Raw genomic sequence first — 24099 nt, 5'->3', positions numbered from 1 at the left:
GTTCCCCGTCTCCGGGTCGTTTCGAGCCTACCGGCACCGTGTGACCGGGACTTCCCTGGGTAGTGGGACGTGACCGAACGTTCCTCCTACTCTCACCAGCCCCGCTGGAAGGGAGCGCGTATGCCGTGGGCGGAGTCCACCGGCCGGTTCGACGACGGACAGACCGAGACGCTTCTCAAGGAAATGAACCGGCTCCAGGTGACCGACCCGCGGCGGGAACGGCTGCGCGAGCGCATCGTCGACCTGCACAAGCCCCTCGTCCGCGGTGTCGCGCGCCGCTACGCCAACCGCGGCGAACCGCAGGACGATCTGCAGCAGGTCGCCTACCTGGGCCTGGTCAAGGCCATCAACCGGTTCGATCCCGCGGTCGGGGACCGGTTCGTCACCTACGCCTACCCGGTGGTCACCGGTGAGGTGAAGCGGCACTTCCGCGACAAGACGTGGGGCATCCGCGTGTCGCGCCGCATCCAGGAGCTGCGGCCGGTCCTGCACCGCACCGTCCAGGAGTTCACCCGCGAGCACGGCCGCTCCCCCACGACCGCGGAGACCGCGGCGCTCATGGGCGTCACCGAGGACGAGACGGTCGAGGTCATCATCGCCTGCGACGCCTACCGCCCGCTGTCGCTTGAGGCGCCGGCCGACGGGTCGCCGGACGGGGAGGCCGGCACCGTCGGCGAGTACCTCGGCTCCGAGGACCCGGCGCTGGAGGCCTTCATCGACGGCCACGCCCTCCGGCCCCTGATCGACGACCTGCCCGAACGCGAGCGCACGATCCTGCTGCTGCGGTTCTTCGGCAACAAGACGCAGACGCAGATCGCCGAGCAGATCGGCCTGTCCCAGATGCACGTCTCCCGCCTGATCCGCGCCACCCTCGACCGGCTCCGCACCGGCCTGCTGGCGGAGCGGTGACCTCCCGCCCGCGGCTCGTCAGGGCCTGGGCAGCGCGCACGTCCCGCCCAGCACGACGTCGTTGCCCCGGCCCAGGCAGCGGGCGAGCAGGTACGTCTGCTGCCCGTAGTGGACGCCCTGCCGGACGGTGACGTTCCCGGCGCGGTCGACCTCGCACGGATTGTTGAGCGTGCAGCGTTCGCCGTCGTCGTTGCCGGTGTTGTTGACGCCGACGACCTGGCGCGTCCGGGCGTCGATCACCGGCGACCCGGACGTCCCGTGGACGGTCTGGCATTCCGGCTTGTAGCGGATGGAGTCCTTCCACGTCCAGTCCGCCTCGCGCAGCCGGTAGACGGTCGCGTCCGTGGCGCAGCCGTAGATCGTCCGCCAGTAGCCGGACACGACCCGGATCGGCGTCCCGTCGTGCGGCCTGGCCGTCGACAGGCGCAGCGCGGGGATCCCGTAGCGCTTCTGGATCGCCGCGTAGGTGGTGTCGAGCCGGTACACGGTCACGTCGGTGTCGGTCATCGTGGCGTACTCGACCCTGGTGGCCCGGAGGGTGCCGAGGGTGCGGCCGCCCGTGCGGTCGAGGAGCGTGAACGTCCGGGACGACCTCCGGTCGACGACCACCTCGCCGGCGTCCGGCATACCGGACTCCAGGCAGTGGCCGTTGGTCAGCACCAGCGCGGCGTCGGCGTCCCGCGACCGCGGCCCGCGCACGAGGGAGCCGGAGCAGTTGCTCAGCGCGACGATCCCGGTGAAGTCGACCGCCGCCCGCTGGGCGCGCGGCGCCTGCGGCCCGGCGGGCGCGGCCTGCGCGGGACCGGCGGCGAGCGCCCCGGCGCCCGCCAGGGCGATCGTCCCGGCGGCGGTGAGGGCGGCTGCGGCGATGCGGCTGGGCATGCGGATCCTCTCGGGCGGGCCGGCGGCGGAGACCGCCCCGGCCGGGACGGCGCTGTCTCGGCGAATCTAGATCACGTGATTCCCGCTGAGAAGCACCGCCGCCCTTCCCCGCGAGGCACCCTTCTCAGTCGACCTCCACCCAGCCGTACGTGCGCTCGACGGCCTTCTTCCAGCCTGCGTAGCCCTGGTGGCGTTGGTCGTCGTTCCAGGTGGGCTGCCAGCGTTTGTCCTCGTTCCAGTTCTGGCGGAGTTCGTCGGTGTTGTTCCAGAATCCGACGGCCAGGCCGGCGGCGTAGGCGGCGCCCAGGGCGGTGGTCTCGGCGACGACGGGGCGCGAGACCGGGACGCCGAGGATGTCGGCCTGCAGTTGCATGCACAGTTCGTTGGCGGTGACGCCGCCGTCGACCTTGAGGACGTCCAGGGAGACTCCGGAGTCCTCGCGCATGGCTTCGACGACGTCGCGGGACTGGTAGCAGATGGATTCGAGGGTGGCGCGGGCCAGGTGGGCGTTGGTGTTGTAGCGCGACAGGCCGACGATGGCGCCGCGGGCGTCCGATCTCCAGTAGGGGGCGAACAGGCCGGAGAAGGCCGGGACGAAGTAGACGCCGCCGTTGTCGTCGACCTGCCGGGCCAGCGCCTCGCTCTGCGCGGCGCCGGAGATGATGCCGAGCTGGTCGCGCAGCCACTGCACCGCCGACCCCGTCACCGCGATCGACCCCTCCAGCGCGTAGACGGGCGCGGCGTCGCCGAACTTGTAGCAGACGGTGGTGAGCATCCCCGCCTTGGACCGGACGAGTTCCTCTCCCGTGTTGAGCAGGAGGAAGTTGCCGGTGCCGTAGGTGTTCTTGGCCTCGCCGGGAGAGAAGCACACCTGCCCGACCGTCGCCGCCTGCTGGTCGCCGAGGATGCCGGTGAGCAGTACCTCACCGCCGAGCGGGCCGTTGGCGCGGGACGTGCCGTAGGCGTCGGGCGCCGAGGACGGCTTGATCTCCGGCAGCATCGAGCGCGGGATCCCGAAGAACGACAGGAGCTGGTCGTCCCAGGAGAGGGTCTCCAGGTCCATCAGCATGGTGCGGCTGGCGTTGGTGGGGTCGGTGACGTGCACGCCGCCGTCCGTCCCGCCGGTGAGGTTCCACAGCACCCAGGTGTCGATGTTGCCGAAGACCGCGTCGCCTTTCTCGGCGGCCTCGCGGACGCCGTCGACGTTCTCCAGGATCCACTGGATCTTCCCGCCGGAGAAGTACGTCGCGGGCGGCAGCCCGGCGCGGTGCCGGATCGTCTCGCCCCGGCCGTCGCGTTCGAGCGCGGACGCGATGCGGTCGGTGCGGGTGTCCTGCCAGACGATCGCGTTGTAGTAGGGGCGGCCGGTGCGCCGGTTCCACACCACGGTCGTCTCGCGCTGGTTGGTGATCCCGAACGCGGCCAGATCGCCGTGCGACAGGTTCGCCTTGTTCAGCGTGCTCTCGATGGCCGAGCGGGTGCGCTCCCAGATCTCGGTCGGGTTGTGCTCTACCCATCCGGCCTGGGGCAGGAGCTGCTCGTGCTCGAGCTGGTGGCGGGCGATCTCGTTGCCGCCGTGGTCGAAGATCATGAATCGGGTGCTGGTCGTGCCCTGGTCGAGGGCCCCGACGAAGTCGGCCATGGACTCTTCCTTTCCGCCCGCGGGAACGGGCCCGTCAGGTGACGTCGTATTCCGGCTCCGGCCCCGTGGGCAGGCCGCCCTCCTCTTCTGGAAGGTGGTGCCCGACGAGCAGCAGGTACAGGCCGGCGCCGAGCACGCCGCCGATCAGCGGCGCGGCGATCGGCACCCAGAAGTACAGGTCGCCGTACTGGTCCCGCCAGGCGGTGTCGTAACCGGTGATGTACTGGGCGAGCCGCGGCCCGAAGTCGCGGGCCGGGTTGATCGCGTAGCCGGCGGCGGAGCCGAACGCCATCCCGATCGCCACCACCACGAGGCCGATGATCAGCGGTGCCAGGTTGGCCAGCGGCGGCGCGTTGCGCAGGTCGGTGAGGGCCAGGACGAGGAACAGCAGGATGGCGGTGCCGATCACCTGGTCGCGGAACGCGCCCCAGGTGCCGATCGGCAGTGAGCCGTTGCCCGGCAGGGTGGAGAACACGAACTGGGTCTTCAGGGTGTGGCCGGGGTCGAACTTGGCGAGGATCTCGGTGTAGTCCCACCGGACGATCAGCGCGGCCACGAAGGCGCCGAGCGTCTGCGCGAACCAGAACGGCAGGACCCTGCGCCAGGGGAACCCCTTGAACACCGCCAGCGCGAGGGTCACGGCGGGGTTGAGGTGCCCCCCGCTGGTCCGGGCCGCAACGTACACGCCGAGCGTGACGCCGAAGCCCCAGGCCCAGGCGATGCTGTTGTGGTCGCCGAGGCTCTGCGGATCGCCGAGCCCGCTCGCCGCCACGACCTGGGCGACGACCCCGACGCCGAACAGGATCAGGATCAGCGTGCCGGCGAACTCCGCCGCCATCTGCCTGGCGAGTTCGGGCAGCCTCGGCCCTCGTGTCATGTCTCCTCCTCGGGCGTGGGAAGCAGGCCACAGCGGCCGTGATCGTGATCGTTCCCAAGGAGGGGGAGACTACACAGAGTGAGTTAATGACCGCGGAAAGCCTCGTCCAGCCACCACGACGGGCGGCTGCGGGTGACCTTGGCGTCCACGACCATCGGCCGGTCGCGGGGCCCCGCCAGCCAGGCGGCCACCGCCGCCAGGTCGCCCGGCGCGCGGACGGTCGCCGCCGCGCAGCCGAACCCGCGCCCGATCGCGGCCAGGTCCGCGGGCGGGAACACGACGGTGTCGAGGGAGTGCCCGCCCGGACCGAAGTGGTGCACCTCCGCCCCGTAGGCCTCGTCGTCGTAGACGAGCACGAGCAGGCCGAGCCCGAGCCGGACGGCGGTCTCCAGCTCCGCGACCGACATCAGCGCGCCGCCGTCGCCGAGCGCCGCGACGGTGAGCCGGTCCGGGCGCGCCACGGCCGCGCCGATGGCGGTCGCGAGCCCCAGCCCCACCGACTGGAAGGCCTGCGTGAACACCAGGCCGTCCTCGTCGGGGACGTCCAGGAACATCGCCGGGTAGCCCATGAAGTTGCCGGAGTCGACGGCGACCGTGCGCTCGCGGGGCAGCATCCCGTCCAGGGCGATCGTCAGCGTGCGCGGATCGATGCGGGGGCCGCCCCCGTCGTCCTCGCCGGGATGCTCGTCGTAGGGGACGTCCTGCCAGCGGCCCTCGCGGGCGAGCCGCTCCGCCACCTCGGGCGTGCGGTAGCCCGCGGCCCGGTGCCCGCGGGCGCCGAGCTCCGCCGAGGCTGCGCGCGCGGTCTCGGCGACGTCGCCGATCAGGCCGAGGTCGACGGGGCGGTGCGCGCCGAGCGCGTGCGCGTCCACGTCGACCTGCACGACCGCGGTGTCCCCGCCGATGAGGGCGCCGTGCCGCGTCGTCCACATGTTCAGCGAGCAGCCCCAGGCGACGACCAGGTCGGCGCCGCGGATCAGCTCCGCCGCGGCGGGGGTGGCGAAGCCTCCGCTGACGTCCAGGGCGAACGGGTCGCCGGCGAACAGGCCGCGCGCCACCGCCGACGTCGCGGGCAGCGCCCCGCAGCGCCCGGCGAGTTCGGCCAGGGCGTCGCGGGCGCCCGACAGGCGCGCGCCGCGCCCCGCCACGAACACCGGCCTCCGCGCCGCCTGGAGCGCGTCGGCGAGGCCGGCGATCGCGTCGGGCGGCGGTACCGGCAGCGCCGGCACCCGCCCCGGCCGGGCCCGCGCGAAGGCCCGCGCGGACTGGTCCGGCAGCTCGGCGGCCTGGACGTCCAGCGGCAGTCCGAGCAGCACCGTGCGGCGCTCGGCGACCGCCGTCCGGCACGCGCGCGCCACGTCGGCCAGGGCGGTCCGCGGGGAGTGGACCCGCTCGGGGACGGCGCCGACCGCCGCGGCGATCGCCGCCTGGTCGACGCGGAAGTTGGAGCGGACCGCGGCGGCGGCCACCTCGCCCGCGACCACCAGCAGCGGCGTGCGGCTCTTGGCGGCCTCCGCCATGCCCGTGACCGCGTTGGTGAGACCGGGCCCCTGGTGGACGGTCGCGACGCCGAGGCCGCGGCTCACCCGCGCGTACGCGTCGGCCATCGTCACGGCGCCGCCCTCGTGGCGCGCGGCGACGAACCGGGCGCCGCTCGCCGCGAGCGCGTTCGTGACGTGGAAGTTGCCGCTGCCGACGACTCCGAAGACGGTGCCGGCGCCGAACCGCGCGAGGGCCTCCCCCACGGCCTCGGCGACGATCATCGTTCGATCAGCGCGAGCACGCGGGCGGGGCTGCCCGAGCCGCCGACGATCGGCAGCGGCGAGGCGAGCAGCACGGCGCCGCGGGCCGGGAGCCGGTCGAGGTTGCGCAACTGGGTGAGCCCGTACTTGCCGGCGCCGAGGAAGTAGGAGTGGCACGGGAAGGGCGGGTCGAAGCCGTGGGCGGCGCCCGCGTCGGTGCCGACGGTCTCCACGCCGAGGCCGAGCAGCGGCGTCTCCTCGGCCAGCCACCGGGCGCACTCGGCGGAGATCCCCGGGGTGTGCGGGCCGTTCTCGTCGGCGTTGAGGAAGGCGTCCTGGTCGGCGGCGCGGGCGTCCCAGCCCGTGCGGTACAGGAGCCAGCCGCCGTCCGGGAGCGGCCCGTGCGCCCGCTCCCAGTCGCGGACGTGGTCGATCTCCAGCAGGAAGTCGGGGTCGGCGGCCGCGCGCCCGGAGGCGTCCAGCACCACGGCGGGGGCGACGAGGCGGGCGGGCGGGATCTGCGAGACGTCCTCGCCGCCGCGGCCGGTGGCCCAGTGCACCGGCGCGTCGAAGTGGGTGCCGACGTGCTCGCCGGTCTCGATGTCGTTCCAGTACCAGGCGGGGCCGCGGTCGTCGTAGCGGCTGATCTCTCTCAGCCGGAACGGGACGGTGTTGGCGAACGGCTCCGGCAACCGCAGGATCGGGGTCCGCTCCGACAGCGGCGCGGTCAGGTCGACGATCTCCACGGAGCCGTCGGCGACGGCGGCGAGCAGCTGGGCGAGCACGGACATCGTTCCTCCGGCGGCGCGGGCGGCTGGGCGGGACGCGGGTCCGACGAACGTACCGCAGCCGGCCCCGGCCGCACGGCCGACCGGACGGGAGCCGCGCGCCTTTGTGCGGGGGTGCCACGTCCGCCGCCGGATTTCGTCTCCCCGGACCATGGACGCGGCGCCGCCGTGCGATCACCATCGGTGAGAACCCCCGGCCGATCCCGCCCCCCACGGAGGTCCGATGCGCCGCAGGCCCTGGACGCTCGCACTCGCCGCAGCCGCCGTCACCGCCGCCCTCGCCGCTCCCCCGGCGAACGCCGCTCCACCGGCGCCCTCTCCCCCGTCCGCCCCGCCCGTCCGCGTCACCGAGGCCGCGCGCGGCTTCGACCCCCTGCTCCCCTCGTCCGACCCCGTCGCCCTGCGCGAGGCGTACCGGCCGCTCGCCGTCACCTACACCTACGAAGGCCAGAAGCACAGCCTCGACGACTACCTCGCCCGGACCGGGACGCAGGGGTTCGTCGTCCTGGACCGCAGCGACGTCGTCTTCGAGCGGTACGTCACCACCGATCGCGACACCCTGTTCCAGTCGTGGTCGATGGCGAAGTCGTTCACCTCGGCGGCGGTCGGCATCGCGCTCGGCGAGGGCCTCATCGACTCGATCGACGACCCGGTCACCCGGTACGTCCCGGAGCTGAAGGGGTCGGGATACGACGGCGTCTCGCTGCGGGACCTGCTGCGGATGTCCTCGGGCATCCAGTGGACGGAGACCTACGACGTGCCGTTCGCGCACGTCGCCGCGAGCCTCGGGTATCCGCTGACCGAACTGGCCAAGCAGCGCAAGCGCGGATGGGAGCCGGGGACGAGGTTCGAGTACACGAGCATGAACTCGTTCGTCCTCTCCTGGGTCGTGGCCAAGGCGACCGGGGTCCCGTACCACGCCTACGTCCAGAAGAAGATCTGGGAACCGGCCGGGATGGCCTCCAAGGCGTACCTCGGCAACGACTCCAACGGCAACAGCATGGGGTACTGCTGCTACTACGCGACCGACCGCGACTTCGCCCGGTTCGGCCTCCTCTACCTGAACGGGGGCAGGGCCAACGGGCGTCAAGTGGTCCCCGCCTCGTGGGTGACCGAGTCGACGCGGCCGTCCGCCGCGTTCAACCGGGGGTACGGCCTGCAGTGGTGGCTGGGCGAGAACGGCGACTTCTCGGCCAACGGCCTCGCCGGCCAGCTCATCTGGGTCTCGCCCCGGTACGGCGTCGTCATCGTGAAGTCGACGCTGGCGACCGTCCTCGCCGAGGACGAGACCGACGCCGCCTTCGAGGCGATCGCCGCCGAGGTCGCGCGGACCCGCGCGGCGCGGACCCGCACGGCCCGCCCGGCCCCGGTCCGCTGACCGCCACCGGGGAACATTCCGGATCCGGCAGAGGTTAGGGTTCCCTAAGCACTGTGATCCGGATCATCGAAGGGGACCCTATGGCGACGGAACCGGCACGCAAGGGACGCGGGCTCCACCGGGGGACGGTGCTGCGCACCGAGCGCCTCACACCGCACATGATCCGCGTGGTCCTCGGCGGTGACGGGCTCTCGGACTTCGGCGCGGGCGAGTTCACCGACCACTATGTGAAGCTGCTGTTCCCGCAGCCGGGCGTCGCCTACCCCGAGCCGTTCGACATGGAGCGGGTGCGCGCGGAGCTGCCGCGCGAGCAGTGGCCGAGCACCCGCACCTACACCGTCCGCGCGTGGGACGCCGGGGCGGGCGAGCTGACGATCGACTTCGTCCACCACGGCGACAAGGGCCTCGCCGGCCCCTGGGCGGCGAGGGTCCGGCCGGGCGAGGAGATCTACTTCAACGGCCCCGGCGGCGGCTACGCGCCCCGCGCCGACGCCGGCTGGCACCTGCTCGCCGGCGACGAGAGCGCCCTGCCCGCCATCGCCGCCTCGCTGGAACGCCTGCCGGACGGCGCCCCCGCCCGCGTGTTCGTCGAGGTCGCCGGGCCCGAGGAGGAGCAGGACCTGCGCACGCCCGGCGGCGCGGAGGTCGTCTGGCTGCACCGGGGCGGCGGCCAGGTCGGCGACCTGCTGGTCGAGGCGGTCCAGAAACTCGACTTCCCCGACGGCGAGGTGCACGCCTTCGTGCACGGCGAGGCCAACTTCGTCAAGGCGCTCCGCCGCCACCTGCGCGTCGAGCGCGGCCTGCCCCTGGACCGGCTGTCGATCTCCGGCTACTGGCGGCGCGGCCGCGACGAGGACGGCTGGCAGTCCGGGAAGCGCGAATGGAACCAGCAGGTGGAGCAGGAGGAGGCGCAGGCCCTGGCCTGACCGCGGGCCGGCCCGGGCCGTGCCCCTAGGCGGTGACCTGCTCCTGGTCGTCGAGGTCGGGGTCGGTGCCGGCGGAGAAGCCGGGGAGCCAGCGCACGGCTTCCGCGCGGTACTCGCCCTCGGCCTCCAGCTGGCACAGGACGCCGCCGCAGCCGGACAGGGCTCGGCTGAGGGCGAGGTACTGCGGCGGCAGGCGGAACGCGCGGGCGAGCGCGCCCGGCCGCAGGTCGGAGGCCAGGCCCAGCCCGCGGGAAGTCTGCTCGCGCAGCCATTCGCGGGAGTAGCGGAAGCGCTCCACGGCGAACGGGGCCGCGTGCGGGGCGACGAGCGCGGCCACCTCGTCGGGGTCCACCTCGGCGTCCCCGATCAGGAAGCCCTCCTCGAACAGCGCGTCCACGATGTCGTCGGGGTCGCCGAGGGTGCCGATGCGCAGCAGCCGCCCGATCGACCACTGGAGCTCGGCGGGGACGCGGGCGGCGCCGCCGAAGTCCATGACGCCGAGGCGGCCGTCGTCCAGCATCCGGAAGTTGCCCGGGTGCGGGTCGATGTGGATCATCTCGCAGCGGGCCGGGCCGGACAGCAGGAAGCGGAACAGCAGCAGCCCGGCGCGGTCGCGGGCCTCCTGGTCGCCCTCGGCGATGACCCGGGCGAGCGGGGTGCCCTCCAGCCACTCGGTGACCAGCACGTTGCCCGACTGGGCGACGACGGCGGGGACGGCGAAGTCGGGGTCGCCGTCGTAGGCGTCGTGGAAGGCGGTCTGGGCGCGGGCCTCGTCGACGTAGTCGAGCTCCTTCTCCAGGCGCCGCTTGAGGTCGGCGATGACCGGCTTGACCTCCACGCCGGGGAACAGCGGCGTGACGAGGCGGCTGAGGCGGGAGATCTGGTTGAAGTCGCTCATGAGGGCCCGGGCGGCGCCGGGGTACTGGACCTTGACCGCGACCGTGCGGCCGTCGTGCCAGACGGCCTTGTGGACCTGGCCGATGGACGCGGCGGCGGCCGGGCGGTCGTCGAACTCGGCGAACATCGCGGGCCAGTCCTCGCCGAGGCCCTCGGCGAGGACGCGGTGCGTCGTCGCGGCGGGCATGGGCGGCGCCGCCTCCTGCAGGCGGGTGAGGCTGGCGCGGAACGGGCCGGCGACCTCCTCGGGCAGGCCCGCCTCGAAGATCGACAGCAGCTGGCCGACCTTCATGGCGCCGCCCTTCAGCTCGCCGAGCACGGCGAACAGCTGCTCGGCGGTGCGGCGCTGGACCTCCAGCGCGACGGCCTCGGCGGGACGGCCGACGGACCTCTTGCCGAGACCGAGCGCGGTGCGCCCGGCGAACCCGAGCGGGAGGCTCGCCAGCTTGGCGGTCCGCGTCACCGCGCGGCGGGGGATGTCGCTCACGGCCCCTCTTTCGACGATGCGTCCAATGACTTCAGCCTCTCACGGGGAGCAATGCCGCGAAACGGTCACGCCCCGGTAAGGTTCAGCGTCCGGCCGCGCCCGGTGATTCCCCGCCGCCCGGGCAGGGCCGCAGCAGCAGCTCGACCACTTCCAGCGCCTGGTCGATCTCCGGCCGGTTCCCGCCCAGGTAATGGGCGTACATGAAGGAGTCGGCGACCCGGACGATGGCCTGCGCGAGCGTCCGGGTGGGCAGCCGGGTGCGCAGCGCGCCGCGGTCGATCTCCGCCTGGAGCTCGCGGGTGAGCAGCTCGGTGGCGCGGTCCTCGATGGTGCCGGGCATGGTGGCCAGCCTGATGAACAGCCGGGGCTCGCGCTCGGTGAACGCCTTCAGCGGCCCGGCGTCCACCACCGCGCGCATGAACCGTTCCAGGAGGGCGAGGATCCGCTCGGCGCCGGCGCCGCCGACGCCCCGGGCGGCGACGCGGTAGGTGCGCTCGGTCATCTCCCCGAGCAGGGCGGCCAGGAGCCGCTCGCGGCTGCCGACCCACCGGTAGAGGGTGGCGCGCCCGACGCCGAGCTCGGCGGCGAGGGCGGACATGTCGATCGGCTCGCCCCGCAGGTAGTGGGCGGACGCGGCGGCCAGGGCGGCGGCGGGCCCGCGGTGCCGCGGGTGCGGGAGCGGGGACGAGCGGGCCGCGCCGGACGGCGGCCGGACGGCGTCGTCGGCGGGAACGGGGCCGCTCATCAGCACAGCATGGCACAGCGCGCCGCGCGCCATCCCATGACTTGTCGCGTTCGCGTGACTACCGACGGTTATCGGGGGTAGCTAGCAGAGGTGAACCACAAACACGGGGGCGCCGGACGCAAGGGCCGGCTGCTGATCATCGGTGGCGCGGAGAACCGGATTTGCGGCTCCGGCCCGCTGGAGACGTTCGTCGAGCTCGCGGGCGACGAGGACGCGCGGATCGTCGTCATCACCACGGCGACGGAGGTGCCCGAGGAGGTCGCCGACGAGTACACGGCCGTGTTCGGGCGGCTCGGCGTGTCCTCGGTACGCGAGCTGCGGCTGCTCGGCCGGGCGGCGGCCGACGACGCGGCGACGCTGCGGGCGCTGGAGACCGCGACGGGGGTGCTGTTCAGCGGCGGCGACCAGTCGCGGATCCGCACCCTGGTCGGTTCGAGGACCAACGAGTTGCTCAAGCGCCGGCTCGACCAGGAGGGCCTGGTGATCGCCGGGACGAGCGCGGGCGCCACCGCCATGGGCCACTGGATGATCCTCGGCGGCCGCGGCCACGAGGTCGCCGCCTCCACCGTCAAGGTCGGCCCCGGCCTCGCCCTGCTCGACAACGTGCTGATCGACATGCATTTCAACGAGCGGGGGCGGCTGCCGAGGCTGATGAGCGGGATCGCGCTGGACACCCGGCTGCTCGGCGTCGGCATCGACGAGGACACGGCGATCGTGGTCGGCGACGGGCGGTTCGAGGTCGTCGGGACGGGCGTGGTCACGGTGGTGGACGCCGGGCAGGCGACGGTCGCCTACGCCGCGTCCGACGACGAGCCGATGGCCATGCTCGACGTGTCGCTGCACCTGCTGCCGGCGGGCTGCGCGTTCCAGATGAACGACCGGCTCCCGGCGATCGGCAACATGCGCGGCCCGGAGGAGGGATAGCGGTGCGACTCGACCATGTGCGCCGCCTCGGCGGCCCGAACGTCTACCTGTCCAGGCCCGTCGCGATCGCGCGGCTGGACCTGCAGGGCCTCACCGGCCACGAGACCACCGACCACCCCGGCTTCGCCGAGCGGCTCGTCGACGCCCTGCCCGGGCTCGCCGACCACCACTGCTCGGCGGGCCGCCCGGGCGGGCTGCTGGAGGCGATGGCGCGCGGCACCTACTTCGGCCACGTCACCGAGCACGTCACGCTGGAGCTGTCCGGCCTGATCGGCCGCGAGGTGTTCTTCGGCCGCACGGTGCGCGCGGGCGGGCCCGCCGAGTACGACGTGATCCTGGAGTGCCCGTCCGACGAGCCGTCCGCGAGCCCGGTGGTGGAGCGGCTGATCACCCTGGCGGTGCGGATCGTGAACGGGGCGCTCGCCGGACTCGTCCCCGACACCTCGGCCGACCTGGCCCGCGTCGCCGCCGTCCACGAGCAGGAGCGGCTCGGGGTGAGCACGGCGGCGCTGGCGCGGGCCGCGCGCGAGCGGGGCGTGCCGGTGCGCCGGGTCGGCGGGCTCAACCTGCTGCGCCTCGGGTACGGGCGGTACCGCCGGACGGTGTGGGCGGCCATGACCGACGCCACCTCGGCGATCGGGATGGAGGTCGCGGGCGACAAGCGGCTCGCGCACCGCCTGCTCGCCGACGCGGGCCTGCCCGTGCCGGAGGGGCGGGTCGCGGCGTCCCCGGGCGAGGCGCTGGCGGCGCTGCGCGCCATCGGCGGCCCCGTGGTCGTCAAGCCGCTCGCGGGGCACCAGGGCGAGGGCGTGCACATCGAGCTGACCACTCCGCCGGAGGTGGTGGCCGCGTTCGCGTCGGCGGCCGGCGATGGCGGGGAGGTCCTCGTCGAGAGCTACATCCCGGGCAAGGACTACCGGGTGCTGGTGGTCGGCGGCCGCGTCGCGGCGGCGGCCGAGCTGACCGCCGCGTGCGTGACCGGCGACGGGACGGCCACGGTCGCGGCGCTGGTGGAGCGGGTCAACGCCGACCCGGCGCGCGGCGAGGGCCACGACCGGCCGCTGACCCGGCTCGTCCTCGGCCCCACCGAGCTGGCGCTGCTGGAACGGCAGGGGCACGGCCCGCGGTCGGTGCCCGCCGACGGGGAGCGGGTGTGGCTGCGCCGCAACGCGAACCTGTCCACCGGCGGCACCAGCCGGGACGTGACCGCGGACGTCCACCCGGAGGTCGCCGCGATGTGCGTGCGGGCCGCCGCGGCCGTCGGCATGGACGTGTGCGGCATCGACCTGCGGCTGCCCGACGCCGCCTCGCCGCCGCCCGCCGAGCGGGGCGCCGCCGGGATCCTGGAGGTCAACGCCGCGCCGGGCCTGCGGATGCACCTGGCGCCGCACCAGGGCGCGGGGCGCGACGTCGCCGGCGACATCATCGGGCTGATGTACCCGGAGGGGACGCCGTCGCGGGTGCCGGTCGTGTCGGTCACCGGCACCAACGGCAAGACCACGACCGTCCGGATGATCGCGCACATGCTGGAGCTGGACGGGCGCCGGACCGGCATGACCAGCACCGAGGGCGTGTACGTCGGCGGGCGCCTGGTCCACCGGTCCGACGCGTCCGGCCCGCGCTCGGCGGAGATGGTGCTCGGCGACCGGTCGGTGGAGGCGGCCGTGCTGGAGACCGCGCGGGGCGGCATCGTGCGGCGCGGCCTCGGCTACGACCGCGCCGACGTCGCGGTCGTCACCAACATCACCCGCGACCATCTCGGCGTCGACGGCACCGAGTCCGTCGAGGACCTGGCCGACATCAAGTCGCTGGTCGCCGAGGAGATCCGCCGCGGCGGCCACGTGGTCCTCAACGCCGAGGACGAGGCGTCGGCGGGCCTCGCCGGGCGGCCGGGGGTCCGCGAGCGCGACCCGGTGCTGCGCTACTTCGCCCTGTCCCCCGAGGCGCCCGTCCTCGCCCGCCACCTGAGCGGCGGCGGCGCCGGCTACAGCGTCAGGGACGGGTGGCTGACCGAGGCGCGCGGCGACCGCCGGACCCCGATCCTGCCGGCCGCCGAGGTGGCGGGCTCGTTCGGCGGGCACGCCCGCCACGTGATCGCCAACGCGCTCGCCGCGGCGGCCGCCGCCCGCGCGCTCGGCGTGCCGGTGGAGGTGGTGGCGCGGGCGCTGCGCTCGTTCGACCCGCACACGCGCAACCCCGGCCGGGGCTGCGTGTACCAGGTCGGCGCCAACCCCGTCCTGGTCGACTACGCCCACAACCCGGCGGCGGTCGGGGCGATGGGCGAGTTCGTCGCGCGGCGCTGGGGCGGCGCCGGGGTCGCGGCGGTCACGCTGCCGGGCGACCGCTCGGACGAGCTGGTGAGCGAGACCGCCCGGGCGCTGGCGGCCTCGTTCGGCCGCGTCGTCGTCTACGAGGACGAGGACCTGCGGGGGCGCCACTCGGGCGAGATGACCCGGCTGATCGTCCAGGGGCTCCGGGACGCCCGGCCGGACGTGTGCCACCACCCGGTCGGCGACCTGAAGGGCGCGCTGGCCTCGGCGCTGGACATGGCGGAGCCGGGCGAGCCCGTCCTGCTGCTGTACGAGAAGCTGGAGCCGGTGACCGAGCTGCTGGAGACGCTGGGCGCGGAACCCGCCGGCTAGTCGGCGGGCCCGTCCGCCGGCGGCGGGCGCAGCAGCAGGACGGTGACCGACAGCAGCGCCAGCACCACGATCCCGTCCAGCCAGTAGTGGTTGGCGGTGCCGACGACGACCGCGATCGTCGCGACCGGGTGCAGCAGCCACATCCACCGCCACTGCGTCCGCGACGTGACGATCAGCCCGAGCGCGATGACCGCCGCCCAGCCGATGTGCAGGGACGGCATGGCGGCGTACTGGTTGGCGATCGTGTCCGTCTGCGGCGCCCCGTACACCGAGGGCCCGTACTGGGCCGCGGTGTCGACGAGCCCCGCCGCGGGCAGCATGCGCGGAGGCGCCAGCGGCACGAGCAGGTGCAGGACGAGCGCGGCGGCGGTGAGCGCCACGAGCACCCGGCGCACCCACCGGTAGTGGACGGGCCGCCGCAGATAGATCCACAGCAGGAACAGCACGGCCGCCGGAAAGTGCACGTAGGCGTAGTAGGAGTTGGCCGCGTGCACGAGGAACCCGCTGTGCAGCAGGCCGTTCTGGACCCCCGCCTCGTCCGGCAGGCCGAGGACGCGCTCCAGGCGCAGGACGCGGTGGGCGTTGTCGAACGCCTCGCTCACCCGCCCGTCCGCCAGCAGCCGCCCGAGCTTGTAGGCGGCGAACAGCGCGATGATCAGCAGCAGCTCGCGGACGGGCCGCGGCCGGCCGCCGGGGCGTCCCGCGGCCGCGCCGGCACGTCCGGGCCTGCGCAGTCGTGATAACGCGCCGACCTGGCGGGGCGGCTGGTCGAGGAGGCTCACTGCGCTGTCCTTCGCATCGGTTCTGCGCCGGTCGGGGCCGGTCGGGGGCGGCTCGCGGCCGCCGCCGGGCCGGGCGGGGACGTCGAGCAGATGCCGAAGCCTTTCACCTTCCGCGTCCGCGTGGGGCGCGGCACGCGCCGGAGACCGCCGGGCCGGGGGCCCGGCGGCGCCACGGTCTCACCGTAGACCGAACTTGCGTAGGTGGCAAAATTTCAGGGGCTGCCAATTTCGGTGACGTGCGTCTCACCCGCGCGCCGCGGGCGCCCGGCTAGGCGAGCGGAAGGCCGGTGTAGTTCTCGGCCAGGGAGGTCTGCGCCGCCTCGGAGGAGGCCACGTACTCCAGGTGGGAGCGCTGCAGCCGGTGCTCGAAGCCGGTCGCGGCCGGGTCGGTGTGCAGCAGCGTGGTCATCCAGTAGGAGAAGTGCTCGGCCCGCCACACCCGCCGCAGGCACGCGTCGGAGTAGCCGTCCAGCAGCGTGTGCGATCCGGAGGCGTACCGTTCGGCGAACGCCCGCGCCAGGACGGTCACGTCGGACACCGCCAGGTTGAGGCCCTTCGCCCCGGTCGGGGGGACGATGTGCCCCGCGTCTCCGGCGAGGAAGAGCCGGTCGTGCCGGAGCGGCTCGGCCACGAAGCTGCGCATCGGCGTGATCGACCTGTCGGTGATCGGCCCCTCGCGCAGCTCCCAGCCGTCGTCGGTCGCGAACCGCGCCGCGAGCTCGTCCCAGATCCGGGCGTCGGGCCACGCCGCGAGGTCCTCCTCCGGCGGCACCTGGAGGTAGAGGCGGCTGACGCGCGGGGAGCGCAGGCTGTGCAGCGCGAACCCGCGGTCGTGGTGGGCGTAGATCAGCTCGTCGGTGGACGGCGGGACGTCGGCGAGGATCCCGAGCCAGGCGAACGGGTACTCGCGCTCGAACGTCCGCAGACCCGGCACCGCCGCGCGGCCGACGCCGTGGAACCCGTCGCAGGCGGCGATGTAGTCGCACTCCAGCCTGCGGATCCGGCCGCCGCTGCGGAAGGTCACGCTCGGCGCGGAGGCGTCCAGCGCGACGGCCTCCGCCTCGAACCGCACGTCGCCGCCGTCGGCCAGCCGCCGGGCGACGAGGTCCTTGACGATCTCGGTCTGCGCGTAGACGGTCACGGTCCGCCCGGTGAGGCCGGTCAGCGGGACCCGGTGCCCGGCGCCGCCGAACCGCAGCTCCAGCCCCCGGTGGACCAGTCCCTCCCGGTCCAGCCGCTCGCCCGCGCCGCTCTCGCGCAGGACGTCGGTCGTCCCCTGCTCCAGCATCCCGGCCCGCTGCCGGTGCTCCACGTAGTCGCGGTCGCGGCTCTCCAGGACCACCGAGTCGATCCCCCGGCGGTGGAGCAGATGCGACAGCAGCAGCCCGGCCGGCCCTCCGCCGATGATCGCGACCTGGGTCCGCATCGATCCTCCTCCCGTGGGGTCCGCCCGCCGATGTTCGCGCGCGTCGCCGCAGGCTCAGGCGCCGGTGTTCCGCTCAGCGGAAAACATGTCCGGACCTCCGCGCCAGTGCGCCGCCACGTCCCGGGACAGGGCGCGCACCGCCGTCGTCAGCGGCGGCAGCAGCCGCCTCAGATCGGCGCTGCGGGTGCTCGACACCAGCGACATCGCCGCGACCACGTCGCCCGCGCCGTCGCGCACGGGGGCGCCGACGGACGACGCGCCGAGCGTCATCTCGTCGCGGGTCACCGCGTAGCCGGAGCGGACGACCTGCTCGACGCAGCGCCGGAGCTCGCCGGGGTCGGTGATGGTGCGCGCCGCGTGCCGGGGCAGCTCGCCGGCCAGGACGCCCTCCCGCACCCGCGGCGGCGCGAACGCCAGCAGCACCTTCCCGACGCCGGTGGTGTGCAGCGGCAGCGTCGCGCCGACCTGGGTCACCACCGGCACCGACCGGGTCCCGCGCAGCCGCTCCACGATCAGCACCCGGTCGTCGCGGAGCACGCCGAGCTGGACGTTGTCGTGGGTGGCCTCGTACAGGTCCTCCATGTGCGGCAGCGCCAGTTCCCGCAGCCCGGTGACCGCCGGGGCCTGGCTGCCGATGCGCCACAGCCGGGTGCCGATGCGGTACGTCCCGTCCGGCACCCGCTCCAGGAACCCGCCGCCGACCAGCTCCCCGACGAGCCGGTGGCCGGTCGCCAGCGGCAGGCCGGCGCGGCGGCAGATCTCGCTCAGGTTGAGGCGGACGCCGCCCTGCGCGAAGGCGTTCAGGATGGCCATGACCTTGCCCGCCACGCTGACCGGCCGCGCGCGTTCCGTCCCGTCCCCTCCCACGTGCTCCTCCGCCCGGGCCCGCGCCCGTCACTCCTGTTCGGTCAGTACCCGCTGGGCGACGGCGAACGCCGCGTTCGCGGCGGGGACTCCACAATAGATCGCCGTCTGCAGGAGCACCTCCCCGATCTCGTCGGGGGTCAGGCCGTTGCGGAGCGCCGCGCGCACGTGCATGGCGAGCTCGTCGAGGTGGCCGCCCGCGACCATGGCGGTCAGCGTGATGCAGCTGCGGGTCCTGCGGTCCAGTCCGGGACGGCTCCAGACCTCGCCCCACGCGTAGCGGGTGATCAGGTCCTGGAAGTCGGCGGTGAAGCCGTCCTTGCGGGCCTCGGCGCGGTCGACGTGGGCGTCGCCGAGCACCTCCCGCCGCGTCCTCATCCCCTGTGCGTGCCGTTCCCCGTCGGACATGCGCTCGCTCATCGGCCCGTTCCCCTCCATGTGCGGTCCAGGTGCGCGGTGATCGCCTCGGTGACCTCGGCCGGGCGTTCGGCGTTCGCCAGGTGCCCGGCGCCCTCGACCACCGCGAGGCGGGCGCCCGGGATGCCGGCGGCGAGCCGGTCGGCGTGGCCGCGCGGCGGGGTCGGGCCGTCCTGCGCCCCGGCGACCACCAGGGCCGGCGCGCGGATCTCGGCCAGGCGGGCGGTCGCGTCGAACGCGGCGAGCGCCTCGCAGCAGCCGGCGTAGCCCTCGGCGTCGGTGGCCCGGAGCATCGCCACGTAGGGGTCCGCGCCGGTGAAGGACGGCGTGAACCAGCGTTCCGCGGCGCTGTCCGCGACGGGACCGACCCCCTCGCGGCGGACGAGCGCGGCGCGTTCGCGCCAGAACCGCGGGTCTCCGAAGCGCGGGGACGTGCAGCACAGGACCAGGCTGGCGACGCGCTCCGGGGCGCGCAGCGCGAGGGCCGTCCCGACCGCGCCGCCGAGCGACACCCCGGCGTAGGCGGCCCGCTCGACGCCGAGGCCGTCCAGCAGGGCGAGGACCCCGCCCGCGAGGTCGTCGACGGTGAACGGGCCGGCGGGCGCCGGCGCGCCGCCGTGGCCGGGCAGGTCGTAGCGCAGCACGCGCCAGGCGCGCGTCAGCGCGGGCAGCTGCGGAAGCCACAGGTCCATGGAGGTGCCGAGGGACGGGCCGAGGACGACGAGGGGCGCGCCGTCCGGTCCGTCCAGGCGGTGGTGCGGCGCGGCGCTCACGTGCGGCTCCTGCGGTAGGCGTCGAGGGCCCGGCCCACGAGCGCCGCGGCGGCGCCGGTGCCGGGGTCGTCGCCGAGGACGTCCAGGAGGTCGTCGAGGTCGGCGCGCATCAGCTCGGTGGACACCTCCAGGCCCTCCAGCAGCTCGGCGGCCGTCTCGGCGGCGCCGCCGGTCAGCCGCAGGCACTCGCGCAGCGGCTGCCACTCGGCGTGCCACTCCCCCGCGGGCCGCTCGTGCGGCGCGGCCTGCGCGGCGAGGATCACCTGGACCTGCGCCGGGACCTGCAGGGCGGCGGAGCGGACCAGCGCGGACAGCGCCGGGTTGCGCTTGTGCGGCATCGACGACGAGCCGCCCCGGCCCGCGCCCGCGGCCTCCGCGACCTCGCCGACCTCGCTCTGCGCCAGCAGCCACACATCGGTGGCGATCTTGCCGAGGGCGCCGGCGGCCACCGCCAGCGCCGCCGCGAGACGGGCGACGGGCGCGCGGCGGGTGTGCCACGGCAGGACGGGCGGCGCCAGCCCGGTCTCCTCCGCGTAGGCCTCGACGAGGTCCAGGGCCCGGTCGCCGAAGGCGTCCAGGGTCCCGGCGGGGCCGCCGAGCTGGGCGGGCAGCGCCACGGCGGCGAGCCCCTCCCGCGCCTCCAGGCAGCCCATGAGCCAGCCCGCGGCCTTGGCGCCGAACGTCGTCGGCAGCGCCTGCCGCCCGAGCGTGCGGGCCGGCATGGGGGTGTCGCGGTACCGCGCCGCGAGCCCGGCCAGCGCGTCCAGTGCCCGGTCGAGGTGGGCGAGGACGACGCGCCTGGCACGGGCCGCGACGAGCATGGCGCCGGTGTCGGCGATGTCCTGGCTCGTGGCGCCCCTGTGGACGTGCTCGCCCGCGGCGCCCGCGAGCTCCCGCAGATCGGCGACCAGCGGCACGACGGGGTTGCCGGAGCCGCGCGCCCGGCGGGCGAGGGCGGGCAGGTCGAACCGGTCCGCGACGGCGGCGGCGGTGATCGCCTCCGCGGCGGCGGCGGGGACGAGGCCGAGCCGGGCCTGCGCGCGGGCGAGCGCCGCCTCCGCGTCGAGCATGGCGGTCAGGTAGGCCAGGTCGCTGGTGGCGGCCTCGGCCTCCGTCCCCGCCCGGACGGGCGACAGCAGTCCCGCGTCCGGCGCCGGGGGGCGCTCCCCCGCGGGCCCGTGCCCGGCGGGCGGCGCCCCGTGCTCGTCAGAAGGCAAGGAACACCGTCTCCCCGTCCCCCTGCAGGCGGACGTCGAACCGGTACTCCCGCTCGCCCTCGCGTTCGGCGACCAGGGTCGCGCGCCGCTCCCGCGGGACGGCGCCCAGCAGCGGGTCGGCCGCGTGGGCGGCGGCGTCCTCGGGGAAGTACATCCGGGTGAAGACCGGCTTGAGCAGGCCGCGGGCGAACACCAGCACCGCGATGTAGGGGGCGCTCTCCCCGACCGCGCCGGGCTTGACGGTGCTGAACCAGAAGCCGCCTTCGGCGTCGGTGCCGCACCGGCCGAAGCCGGAGAAGCCGTGCCCGGCGCGCACGATGCCGCCGGGGCACCGCGGGATCTCGCCGTTCCCGTCGGCCTGCCAGGTCTCCAGCAGGGCGTCCGGCACCGGCTGCCCGGCTCCGTCCAGGACGCGCCCGCGCACTTGGATCGCGTCGGGCCGCCATGGCGGGACCACCTGCGGGCCCTCCTCGTACGGCAGCGCGTAACCGAAGAAAGGGCCGACCGTCTGCGACGGCGTCATGGCCGAGGGCGTGGGGGAAGGCGTGCTCATCCGGCCTCCGTCGGGGTGTCGCCGAGGACGATGTCCCACTGGTACCCGAGCGCCCACTCCGGCGTGGTGGTGTCCATGTCGAAGCGGGAGACCAGCTTCTCCCGGTCCCGCTCGTCCGGGATCGACTGGAAGATCGGGTCGTAGGCGAAGAGCGGGTCGCCGGGGAAGTACATCTGGGTGACGAGCCGCTGGGTGAAGGCGGTGCCGAACACCGAGAAGTGGATGTGGGCGGGCCGCCACGCGTTGTGGTGGTTCCCCCACGGGTAGGCGCCCGGCTTGATCGTGACGAACCGGTAGCGGCCGTCGCCGTCGGTCAGGCAGCGCCCGGCGCCGGTGAAGTTGGGGTCGAGCGGCGCCGGGTGGACGTCGCCGAGGTGGTGGTACCGGCCGGCGGCGTTGGCCTGCCAGACCTCCACGAGCGCGCCGCGCACCGGGCGGCCCGCACCGTCGAGCACGCGGCCGGTCACCACGATCCGCTCGCCGAGCGGCTCGCCGGCGTGCTGGACGGTGAGGTCGTGGTCACTTCGCCCCAACTCCTGGTGCCCGAAGACCGGGGAGGTCAGCTCGACGCTGCCCGGGCCCGGCTTCGGCATGACCAGTTCCTCGGACGGGGCGCGGAGCACGGTGCTCCTGTAGCCCGGGTACAGGTACGGCGGGTGCGTCATGCCGTCATCCCTTCCTGCGTGCGTTCCGCCGGGACGCGCTCGATCAGCGGCGGCCCGGTCGCCGCCCGGATCTGGTCGGCGGTGACGCCGGGGGCCGTCTCGACCAGCACGAGGCCGTCGCCGGTGACGTCCACGACGCCGAGGTCGGTGATGATCCGGTCGACGCAGCGCCGGCCGGTGAGCGGCAGCGCGCACTCCTCGACGATCTTGGGTTCGCCCTCGCGAGTGGTGTGGCTCATCACGACGATCAGCCGGCGGGCGCCGTGCACCAGGTCCATCGCCCCGCCCATGCCCTTGATCATCTTGCCGGGGACCGACCAGTTGGCGAGGTCGCCGCGCGCCGAGACCTGCATCGCGCCGAGCACGGCGATGTCGATGTGGCCGCCGCGGATCATGCCGAAGGACAGCGCGGAGTCGAAGCAGGCCGCGCCCGGCAGGACGGTCACCGTCTCCTTGCCCGCGTTGATCAGGTCGGGGTCGACCTCCTCCTCGGCGGGGTAGGGTCCGACGCCGAGCACGCCGTTCTCGGCGTGCAGGGTCACCTGGCGGCCCTCGGGGACGAACCCGGGAATCAGCGTGGGCAGCCCGATGCCGAGGTTGACGTAGGCGCCGTCGGGCAGTTCGGCGGCGGCGCGGGCGGCGATCTCCTTGCGGGACCAGGGCATCAGGCGTCGCCTCCCTCGCGCAGCGTGCGCGTCTCGATCGGCTTGTCGGCGGCCTGCTCCGGGGTCAGCTCCACCACGCGCTGGACGAAGACGCCCGGCAGGTGGACGGCGTCGGGGTCGATCTCGCCGGGCTCCACGAGCCGCTCGACCTCGGCCAGCGTCACCCGCCCGGCCATCGCGGCGAGCGGGTTGAAGTTGCGCGCCGCCCGGTGGAAGACCAGATTGCCGTGCCGGTCGCCGACCGCCGCGCGGACGAGCGCGAAGTCGGTGGTGATGCCCTCCTCCAGCACGTACTCCCGCCCGCCGAACTCGCGGACCTCCTTGGCGGGCGAGGCGACCGCGACCGTGCCGTCGGGCGCGTACCGCCACGGCAGCCCGCCGTCGGCGACCAGCGTGCCGACCCCGGCCGGGGTGAAGAACGCCGCGATCCCGGCGCCGCCGGCGCGCAGCCGCTCGGCGAGGGTGCCCTGCGGCATCAGCTCGACCTCGATCTCGCCGGCGAGGTACTGGCGGGCGAACTCCTTGTTCGCGCCGACGTAGGAGCCCATGGCGCGGGCGATGCGGCCCGCCGCGAGCAGCTGCCCGAGGCCCCGGCCGTCCAGCCCGCAGTTGTTCGACACGACCGTCAGGCCGGCCGCGCCCCGCGCGTGGAGGGCGGAGATCAGGAGGGTCGGCACCCCGCAGAGCCCGAAGCCCCCGACGGCCAGGGACGCTCCGTCACCGATGTCGGCGACGGCGTCCGCCGCCGAGGCCACGACCTTGTCCATAGGCCTCCCATTCCCACTCCGCGGGGGCCGTCGCGGCGCCCCCGCCCGGCCACCACCCTCGCAGCCGGCGCGGCGCGGGCCGGAGCCCGGTTTCCGCCCAGTGGAAAACGGGAGGCGCGATCAGAGCCTTTCGGCCAGGCCGAACACCGGGAACAGGCTCGTGTCGAAGAAGACCGAGACGTGCGCGACGCCGTCGCCGGTGACGCTCAGCACCTGGATCTGGTAGGCGCGGTGCACGCCCTCGCCGTCGCGCATGTAGAGCCCGAAGGCCGGCTGCCCGTTCGCGGCGGCCGGGACCATCCGGATGTCGCCGGGGGTGGGGCCGCACTGGGCCTTGATGAGCCGGATGACGTGGTCGGCGCCGACGAACCACTGCGGGAACGGCGGCATCTCCCAGACGACGTCCTGCTTGAACAGCTCGATCAGGCTCGCGATGTCGGCGGTCTCGAACGCCTTGGCGTAGCGCTCCAGGAGGTCGCGCTGGCCGGGGTCGGTCGGCTCGACCAGCTCGTCGCGCAGGGGGGCGTTCTCCTCCAGCTGCGCGCGCGCCCGCTGCAGCGCGCTGTTGACCGCGGCGGTGGAGGTGTCGAGAAGCTCGGCCACCTCGGCGGCCCGCCACTTCAGCACGTCCCGCAGGATCAGCACGACGCGCTGCTTGGCGGGCAGGTGCTGCAGGGCCGCCACGAACGCCAGGCGGGTGCTCTCGCGCGCGGTGACGATGGTCGCCGGGTCGGCGGAGTCGGCGCCGAGCACGGCGTCGGGGGCGGGCTCCAGCCACGGCACCTCGTCCGAGGCCACCACGGGCCGCTCGGGCTCCTCGCTCGGCGCCCCGAGGCCGGACGGCATGGGCCGGTTGCCGCGCTGGTCGATGGCGGTCAGGCACACGTTCGTCGCGATGCGGTACAGCCAGGTGCGCAGGGAGGAACGGCCCTCGAAGCCGCCGTAGGAGCGCCATGCCCGCAGGTAGGTCTCCTGCACCAGGTCCTCGGCGTCGTGGATGGAGCCGAGCATCCGGTAGCAGTGCGCCAGCAGCTCCCGCCGGTACGGGTCGGCCAGCGACTGGAAGTCACGCTCTGTCTCGACGGTGTTCGGCATGGTGTCGGGCATGGTGGTCGTCACCTCTGCTGGGCG

At 74.6% G+C, this 24099-nt stretch carries 23 protein-coding genes; 5 read left to right on the top strand and 18 right to left on the bottom strand.

From position 1 onward, the window contains the following. The first annotated feature begins 120 nt into the window (after positions 1 to 120). Positions 121 to 909 carry a SigB/SigF/SigG family RNA polymerase sigma factor gene (locus tag BKA00_RS08340; protein ID WP_185024365.1) on the top strand — a complete coding sequence of 263 codons (789 nt, stop codon included), beginning with the start codon at positions 121 to 123 and terminating at the stop codon, positions 907 to 909. 18 nt (positions 910 to 927) lie between these two features. Here the strand turns inward: BKA00_RS08340 and BKA00_RS08335 are convergent, their stop codons facing one another. The 5 genes from BKA00_RS08335 to BKA00_RS08315 all read right to left on the bottom strand — a co-directional run bounded on the left by BKA00_RS08335 (position 928) and on the right by BKA00_RS08315 (position 6843). Then, positions 928 to 1791 (bottom strand): S1 family peptidase, encoded by an 864-nt coding sequence (locus BKA00_RS08335; protein WP_185024364.1) that lies wholly within the window; start codon positions 1789 to 1791, stop codon positions 928 to 930. 124 nt (positions 1792 to 1915) lie between these two features. Further along, the gene (gene glpK / locus BKA00_RS08330) at positions 1916 to 3433 is read right to left on the bottom strand and encodes a glycerol kinase GlpK (RefSeq protein ID WP_185024363.1); all 1518 of its coding nucleotides are present in this window, start codon (positions 3431 to 3433) and stop codon (positions 1916 to 1918) included. A 34-nt stretch (positions 3434 to 3467) separates the two neighbouring features. Beyond that, positions 3468 to 4310, bottom strand: coding sequence for an MIP/aquaporin family protein (locus BKA00_RS08325; RefSeq protein ID WP_230299189.1), 843 nt, complete (start codon positions 4308 to 4310; stop codon positions 3468 to 3470). Between the two features lie 83 nt (positions 4311 to 4393). Further along, the gene (locus BKA00_RS08320) at positions 4394 to 6073 is read right to left on the bottom strand and encodes a thiamine pyrophosphate-binding protein (RefSeq protein ID WP_185024362.1); all 1680 of its coding nucleotides are present in this window, start codon (positions 6071 to 6073) and stop codon (positions 4394 to 4396) included. Beyond that, entirely contained in the window at positions 6070 to 6843 is a 774-nt protein-coding gene (locus tag BKA00_RS08315) for a cyclase family protein (protein WP_185024361.1), read from the bottom strand. Before BKA00_RS08315 ends, BKA00_RS08320 begins: the two co-directional genes overlap by 4 nt. A gap of 220 nt (positions 6844 to 7063) precedes the next feature. Between BKA00_RS08315 and BKA00_RS08310 the strand changes: the two genes are divergently transcribed. Next, positions 7064 to 8218: a serine hydrolase domain-containing protein gene (locus BKA00_RS08310; protein WP_185024360.1), complete on the top strand. Its 1155-nt coding sequence runs from the start codon at positions 7064 to 7066 to the stop codon at positions 8216 to 8218. Between the two features lie 80 nt (positions 8219 to 8298). Next, positions 8299 to 9144, top strand: a complete 846-nt coding sequence (locus BKA00_RS08305; RefSeq protein WP_185024359.1) for a siderophore-interacting protein — start codon at positions 8299 to 8301, stop codon at positions 9142 to 9144. 25 nt (positions 9145 to 9169) lie between these two features. On the opposite strand, the gene BKA00_RS08300 is transcribed toward BKA00_RS08305, so the two are convergent. Then, the gene (locus BKA00_RS08300; protein ID WP_185024358.1) at positions 9170 to 10528 is read right to left on the bottom strand and encodes an ABC1 kinase family protein; all 1359 of its coding nucleotides are present in this window, start codon (positions 10526 to 10528) and stop codon (positions 9170 to 9172) included. 82 nt (positions 10529 to 10610) lie between these two features. Further along, positions 10611 to 11273, bottom strand: a complete 663-nt coding sequence (locus BKA00_RS08295) for a QsdR family transcriptional regulator (RefSeq protein WP_185024357.1) — start codon at positions 11271 to 11273, stop codon at positions 10611 to 10613. A 90-nt stretch (positions 11274 to 11363) separates the two neighbouring features. Between BKA00_RS08295 and BKA00_RS08290 the strand changes: the two genes are divergently transcribed. Further along, complete coding sequence (locus tag BKA00_RS08290) at positions 11364 to 12197, top strand: cyanophycinase (protein ID WP_185024356.1); 834 nt, start codon at positions 11364 to 11366, stop codon at positions 12195 to 12197. 2 nt (positions 12198 to 12199) lie between these two features. Continuing rightward, positions 12200 to 14839 carry a cyanophycin synthetase gene (cphA, locus tag BKA00_RS08285; RefSeq protein ID WP_185024355.1) on the top strand — a complete coding sequence of 880 codons (2640 nt, stop codon included), beginning with the start codon at positions 12200 to 12202 and terminating at the stop codon, positions 14837 to 14839. Here the strand turns inward: cphA and BKA00_RS08280 are convergent. The 11 genes from BKA00_RS08280 to BKA00_RS08235 all read right to left on the bottom strand — a co-directional run bounded on the left by BKA00_RS08280 (position 14836) and on the right by BKA00_RS08235 (position 24075). After that, positions 14836 to 15621 carry a phosphatase PAP2 family protein gene (locus BKA00_RS08280; protein WP_230299188.1) on the bottom strand — a complete coding sequence of 262 codons (786 nt, stop codon included), beginning with the start codon at positions 15619 to 15621 and terminating at the stop codon, positions 14836 to 14838. The two genes, cphA and BKA00_RS08280, sit on opposite strands and share 4 nt — an antisense overlap. A gap of 268 nt (positions 15622 to 15889) precedes the next feature. Then, positions 15890 to 17047: a 4-hydroxybenzoate 3-monooxygenase gene (locus BKA00_RS08275; protein WP_185024354.1), complete on the bottom strand. Its 1158-nt coding sequence runs from the start codon at positions 17045 to 17047 to the stop codon at positions 15890 to 15892. Positions 17048 to 17101: 54 nt separating this feature from the next. Continuing rightward, positions 17102 to 17914 carry an IclR family transcriptional regulator gene (locus BKA00_RS08270; RefSeq protein ID WP_230299187.1) on the bottom strand — a complete coding sequence of 271 codons (813 nt, stop codon included), beginning with the start codon at positions 17912 to 17914 and terminating at the stop codon, positions 17102 to 17104. 27 nt (positions 17915 to 17941) lie between these two features. Further along, positions 17942 to 18331 (bottom strand): 4-carboxymuconolactone decarboxylase, encoded by a 390-nt coding sequence (gene pcaC, locus BKA00_RS40325; protein WP_221493065.1) that lies wholly within the window; start codon positions 18329 to 18331, stop codon positions 17942 to 17944. Beyond that, positions 18328 to 19101: a 3-oxoadipate enol-lactonase gene (pcaD, locus tag BKA00_RS38710; protein ID WP_338072105.1), complete on the bottom strand. Its 774-nt coding sequence runs from the start codon at positions 19099 to 19101 to the stop codon at positions 18328 to 18330. Before pcaD ends, pcaC begins: the two co-directional genes overlap by 4 nt. Beyond that, positions 19098 to 20318, bottom strand: coding sequence for a 3-carboxy-cis,cis-muconate cycloisomerase (gene pcaB / locus BKA00_RS08260; protein ID WP_185024353.1), 1221 nt, complete (start codon positions 20316 to 20318; stop codon positions 19098 to 19100). The genes pcaD and pcaB overlap by 4 nt, the downstream gene beginning before the upstream one ends. Next, positions 20308 to 20871 (bottom strand): protocatechuate 3,4-dioxygenase subunit alpha, encoded by a 564-nt coding sequence (pcaG, locus tag BKA00_RS08255; protein ID WP_185024352.1) that lies wholly within the window; start codon positions 20869 to 20871, stop codon positions 20308 to 20310. The genes pcaB and pcaG overlap by 11 nt, the downstream gene beginning before the upstream one ends. Further along, positions 20868 to 21536: a protocatechuate 3,4-dioxygenase subunit beta gene (gene pcaH, locus BKA00_RS08250; protein WP_185024351.1), complete on the bottom strand. Its 669-nt coding sequence runs from the start codon at positions 21534 to 21536 to the stop codon at positions 20868 to 20870. Before pcaH ends, pcaG begins: the two co-directional genes overlap by 4 nt. Next, complete coding sequence (locus BKA00_RS08245; RefSeq protein ID WP_185024350.1) at positions 21533 to 22201, bottom strand: CoA transferase subunit B; 669 nt, start codon at positions 22199 to 22201, stop codon at positions 21533 to 21535. The genes pcaH and BKA00_RS08245 overlap by 4 nt, the downstream gene beginning before the upstream one ends. Beyond that, positions 22201 to 22968 (bottom strand): CoA transferase subunit A, encoded by a 768-nt coding sequence (locus tag BKA00_RS08240; RefSeq protein ID WP_185024349.1) that lies wholly within the window; start codon positions 22966 to 22968, stop codon positions 22201 to 22203. The genes BKA00_RS08245 and BKA00_RS08240 overlap by 1 nt, the downstream gene beginning before the upstream one ends. Before the next feature lie 120 nt (positions 22969 to 23088). Next, positions 23089 to 24075: a sigma-70 family RNA polymerase sigma factor gene (locus tag BKA00_RS08235; RefSeq protein ID WP_185024348.1), complete on the bottom strand. Its 987-nt coding sequence runs from the start codon at positions 24073 to 24075 to the stop codon at positions 23089 to 23091. Between the last annotated feature and the right edge of the window lie 24 nt (positions 24076 to 24099).

The organism is Actinomadura coerulea, from assembly GCF_014208105.1.
Taxonomy (GTDB): domain Bacteria; phylum Actinomycetota; class Actinomycetes; order Streptosporangiales; family Streptosporangiaceae; genus Spirillospora; species Spirillospora coerulea.
Note: the sequence above shows the minus strand (reverse complement) of the source record. Positions and strands in the feature narration are given on the sequence as shown.

Bases quoted from the DNA above. Each gene is read 5' to 3' on its own strand.
- BKA00_RS08340 (WP_185024365.1), top strand. From the start codon at position 121: ATGCCGTGGGCGGAGTCCACCGGCCGGTTCGACGACGGACAGACCGAG.
- BKA00_RS08335 (WP_185024364.1), bottom strand. From the start codon at position 1,791: ATGCCCAGCCGCATCGCCGCAGCCGCCCTCACCGCCGCCGGGACGATC.
- glpK (WP_185024363.1), bottom strand. From the start codon at position 3,433: ATGGCCGACTTCGTCGGGGCCCTCGACCAGGGCACGACCAGCACCCGA.
- BKA00_RS08325 (WP_230299189.1), bottom strand. From the start codon at position 4,310: ATGACACGAGGGCCGAGGCTGCCCGAACTCGCCAGGCAGATGGCGGCG.
- BKA00_RS08320 (WP_185024362.1), bottom strand. From the start codon at position 6,073: ATGATCGTCGCCGAGGCCGTGGGGGAGGCCCTCGCGCGGTTCGGCGCC.
- BKA00_RS08315 (WP_185024361.1), bottom strand. From the start codon at position 6,843: ATGTCCGTGCTCGCCCAGCTGCTCGCCGCCGTCGCCGACGGCTCCGTG.
- BKA00_RS08310 (WP_185024360.1), top strand. From the start codon at position 7,064: ATGCGCCGCAGGCCCTGGACGCTCGCACTCGCCGCAGCCGCCGTCACC.
- BKA00_RS08305 (WP_185024359.1), top strand. From the start codon at position 8,299: ATGGCGACGGAACCGGCACGCAAGGGACGCGGGCTCCACCGGGGGACG.
- BKA00_RS08295 (WP_185024357.1), bottom strand. From the start codon at position 11,273: ATGAGCGGCCCCGTTCCCGCCGACGACGCCGTCCGGCCGCCGTCCGGC.
- BKA00_RS08275 (WP_185024354.1), bottom strand. From the start codon at position 17,047: ATGCGGACCCAGGTCGCGATCATCGGCGGAGGGCCGGCCGGGCTGCTG.
- pcaC (WP_221493065.1), bottom strand. From the start codon at position 18,331: ATGAGCGAGCGCATGTCCGACGGGGAACGGCACGCACAGGGGATGAGG.
- pcaG (WP_185024352.1), bottom strand. From the start codon at position 20,871: ATGAGCACGCCTTCCCCCACGCCCTCGGCCATGACGCCGTCGCAGACG.
- pcaH (WP_185024351.1), bottom strand. From the start codon at position 21,536: ATGACGCACCCGCCGTACCTGTACCCGGGCTACAGGAGCACCGTGCTC.
- BKA00_RS08245 (WP_185024350.1), bottom strand. From the start codon at position 22,201: ATGCCCTGGTCCCGCAAGGAGATCGCCGCCCGCGCCGCCGCCGAACTG.
- BKA00_RS08240 (WP_185024349.1), bottom strand. From the start codon at position 22,968: ATGGACAAGGTCGTGGCCTCGGCGGCGGACGCCGTCGCCGACATCGGT.
- BKA00_RS08235 (WP_185024348.1), bottom strand. From the start codon at position 24,075: ATGCCCGACACCATGCCGAACACCGTCGAGACAGAGCGTGACTTCCAG.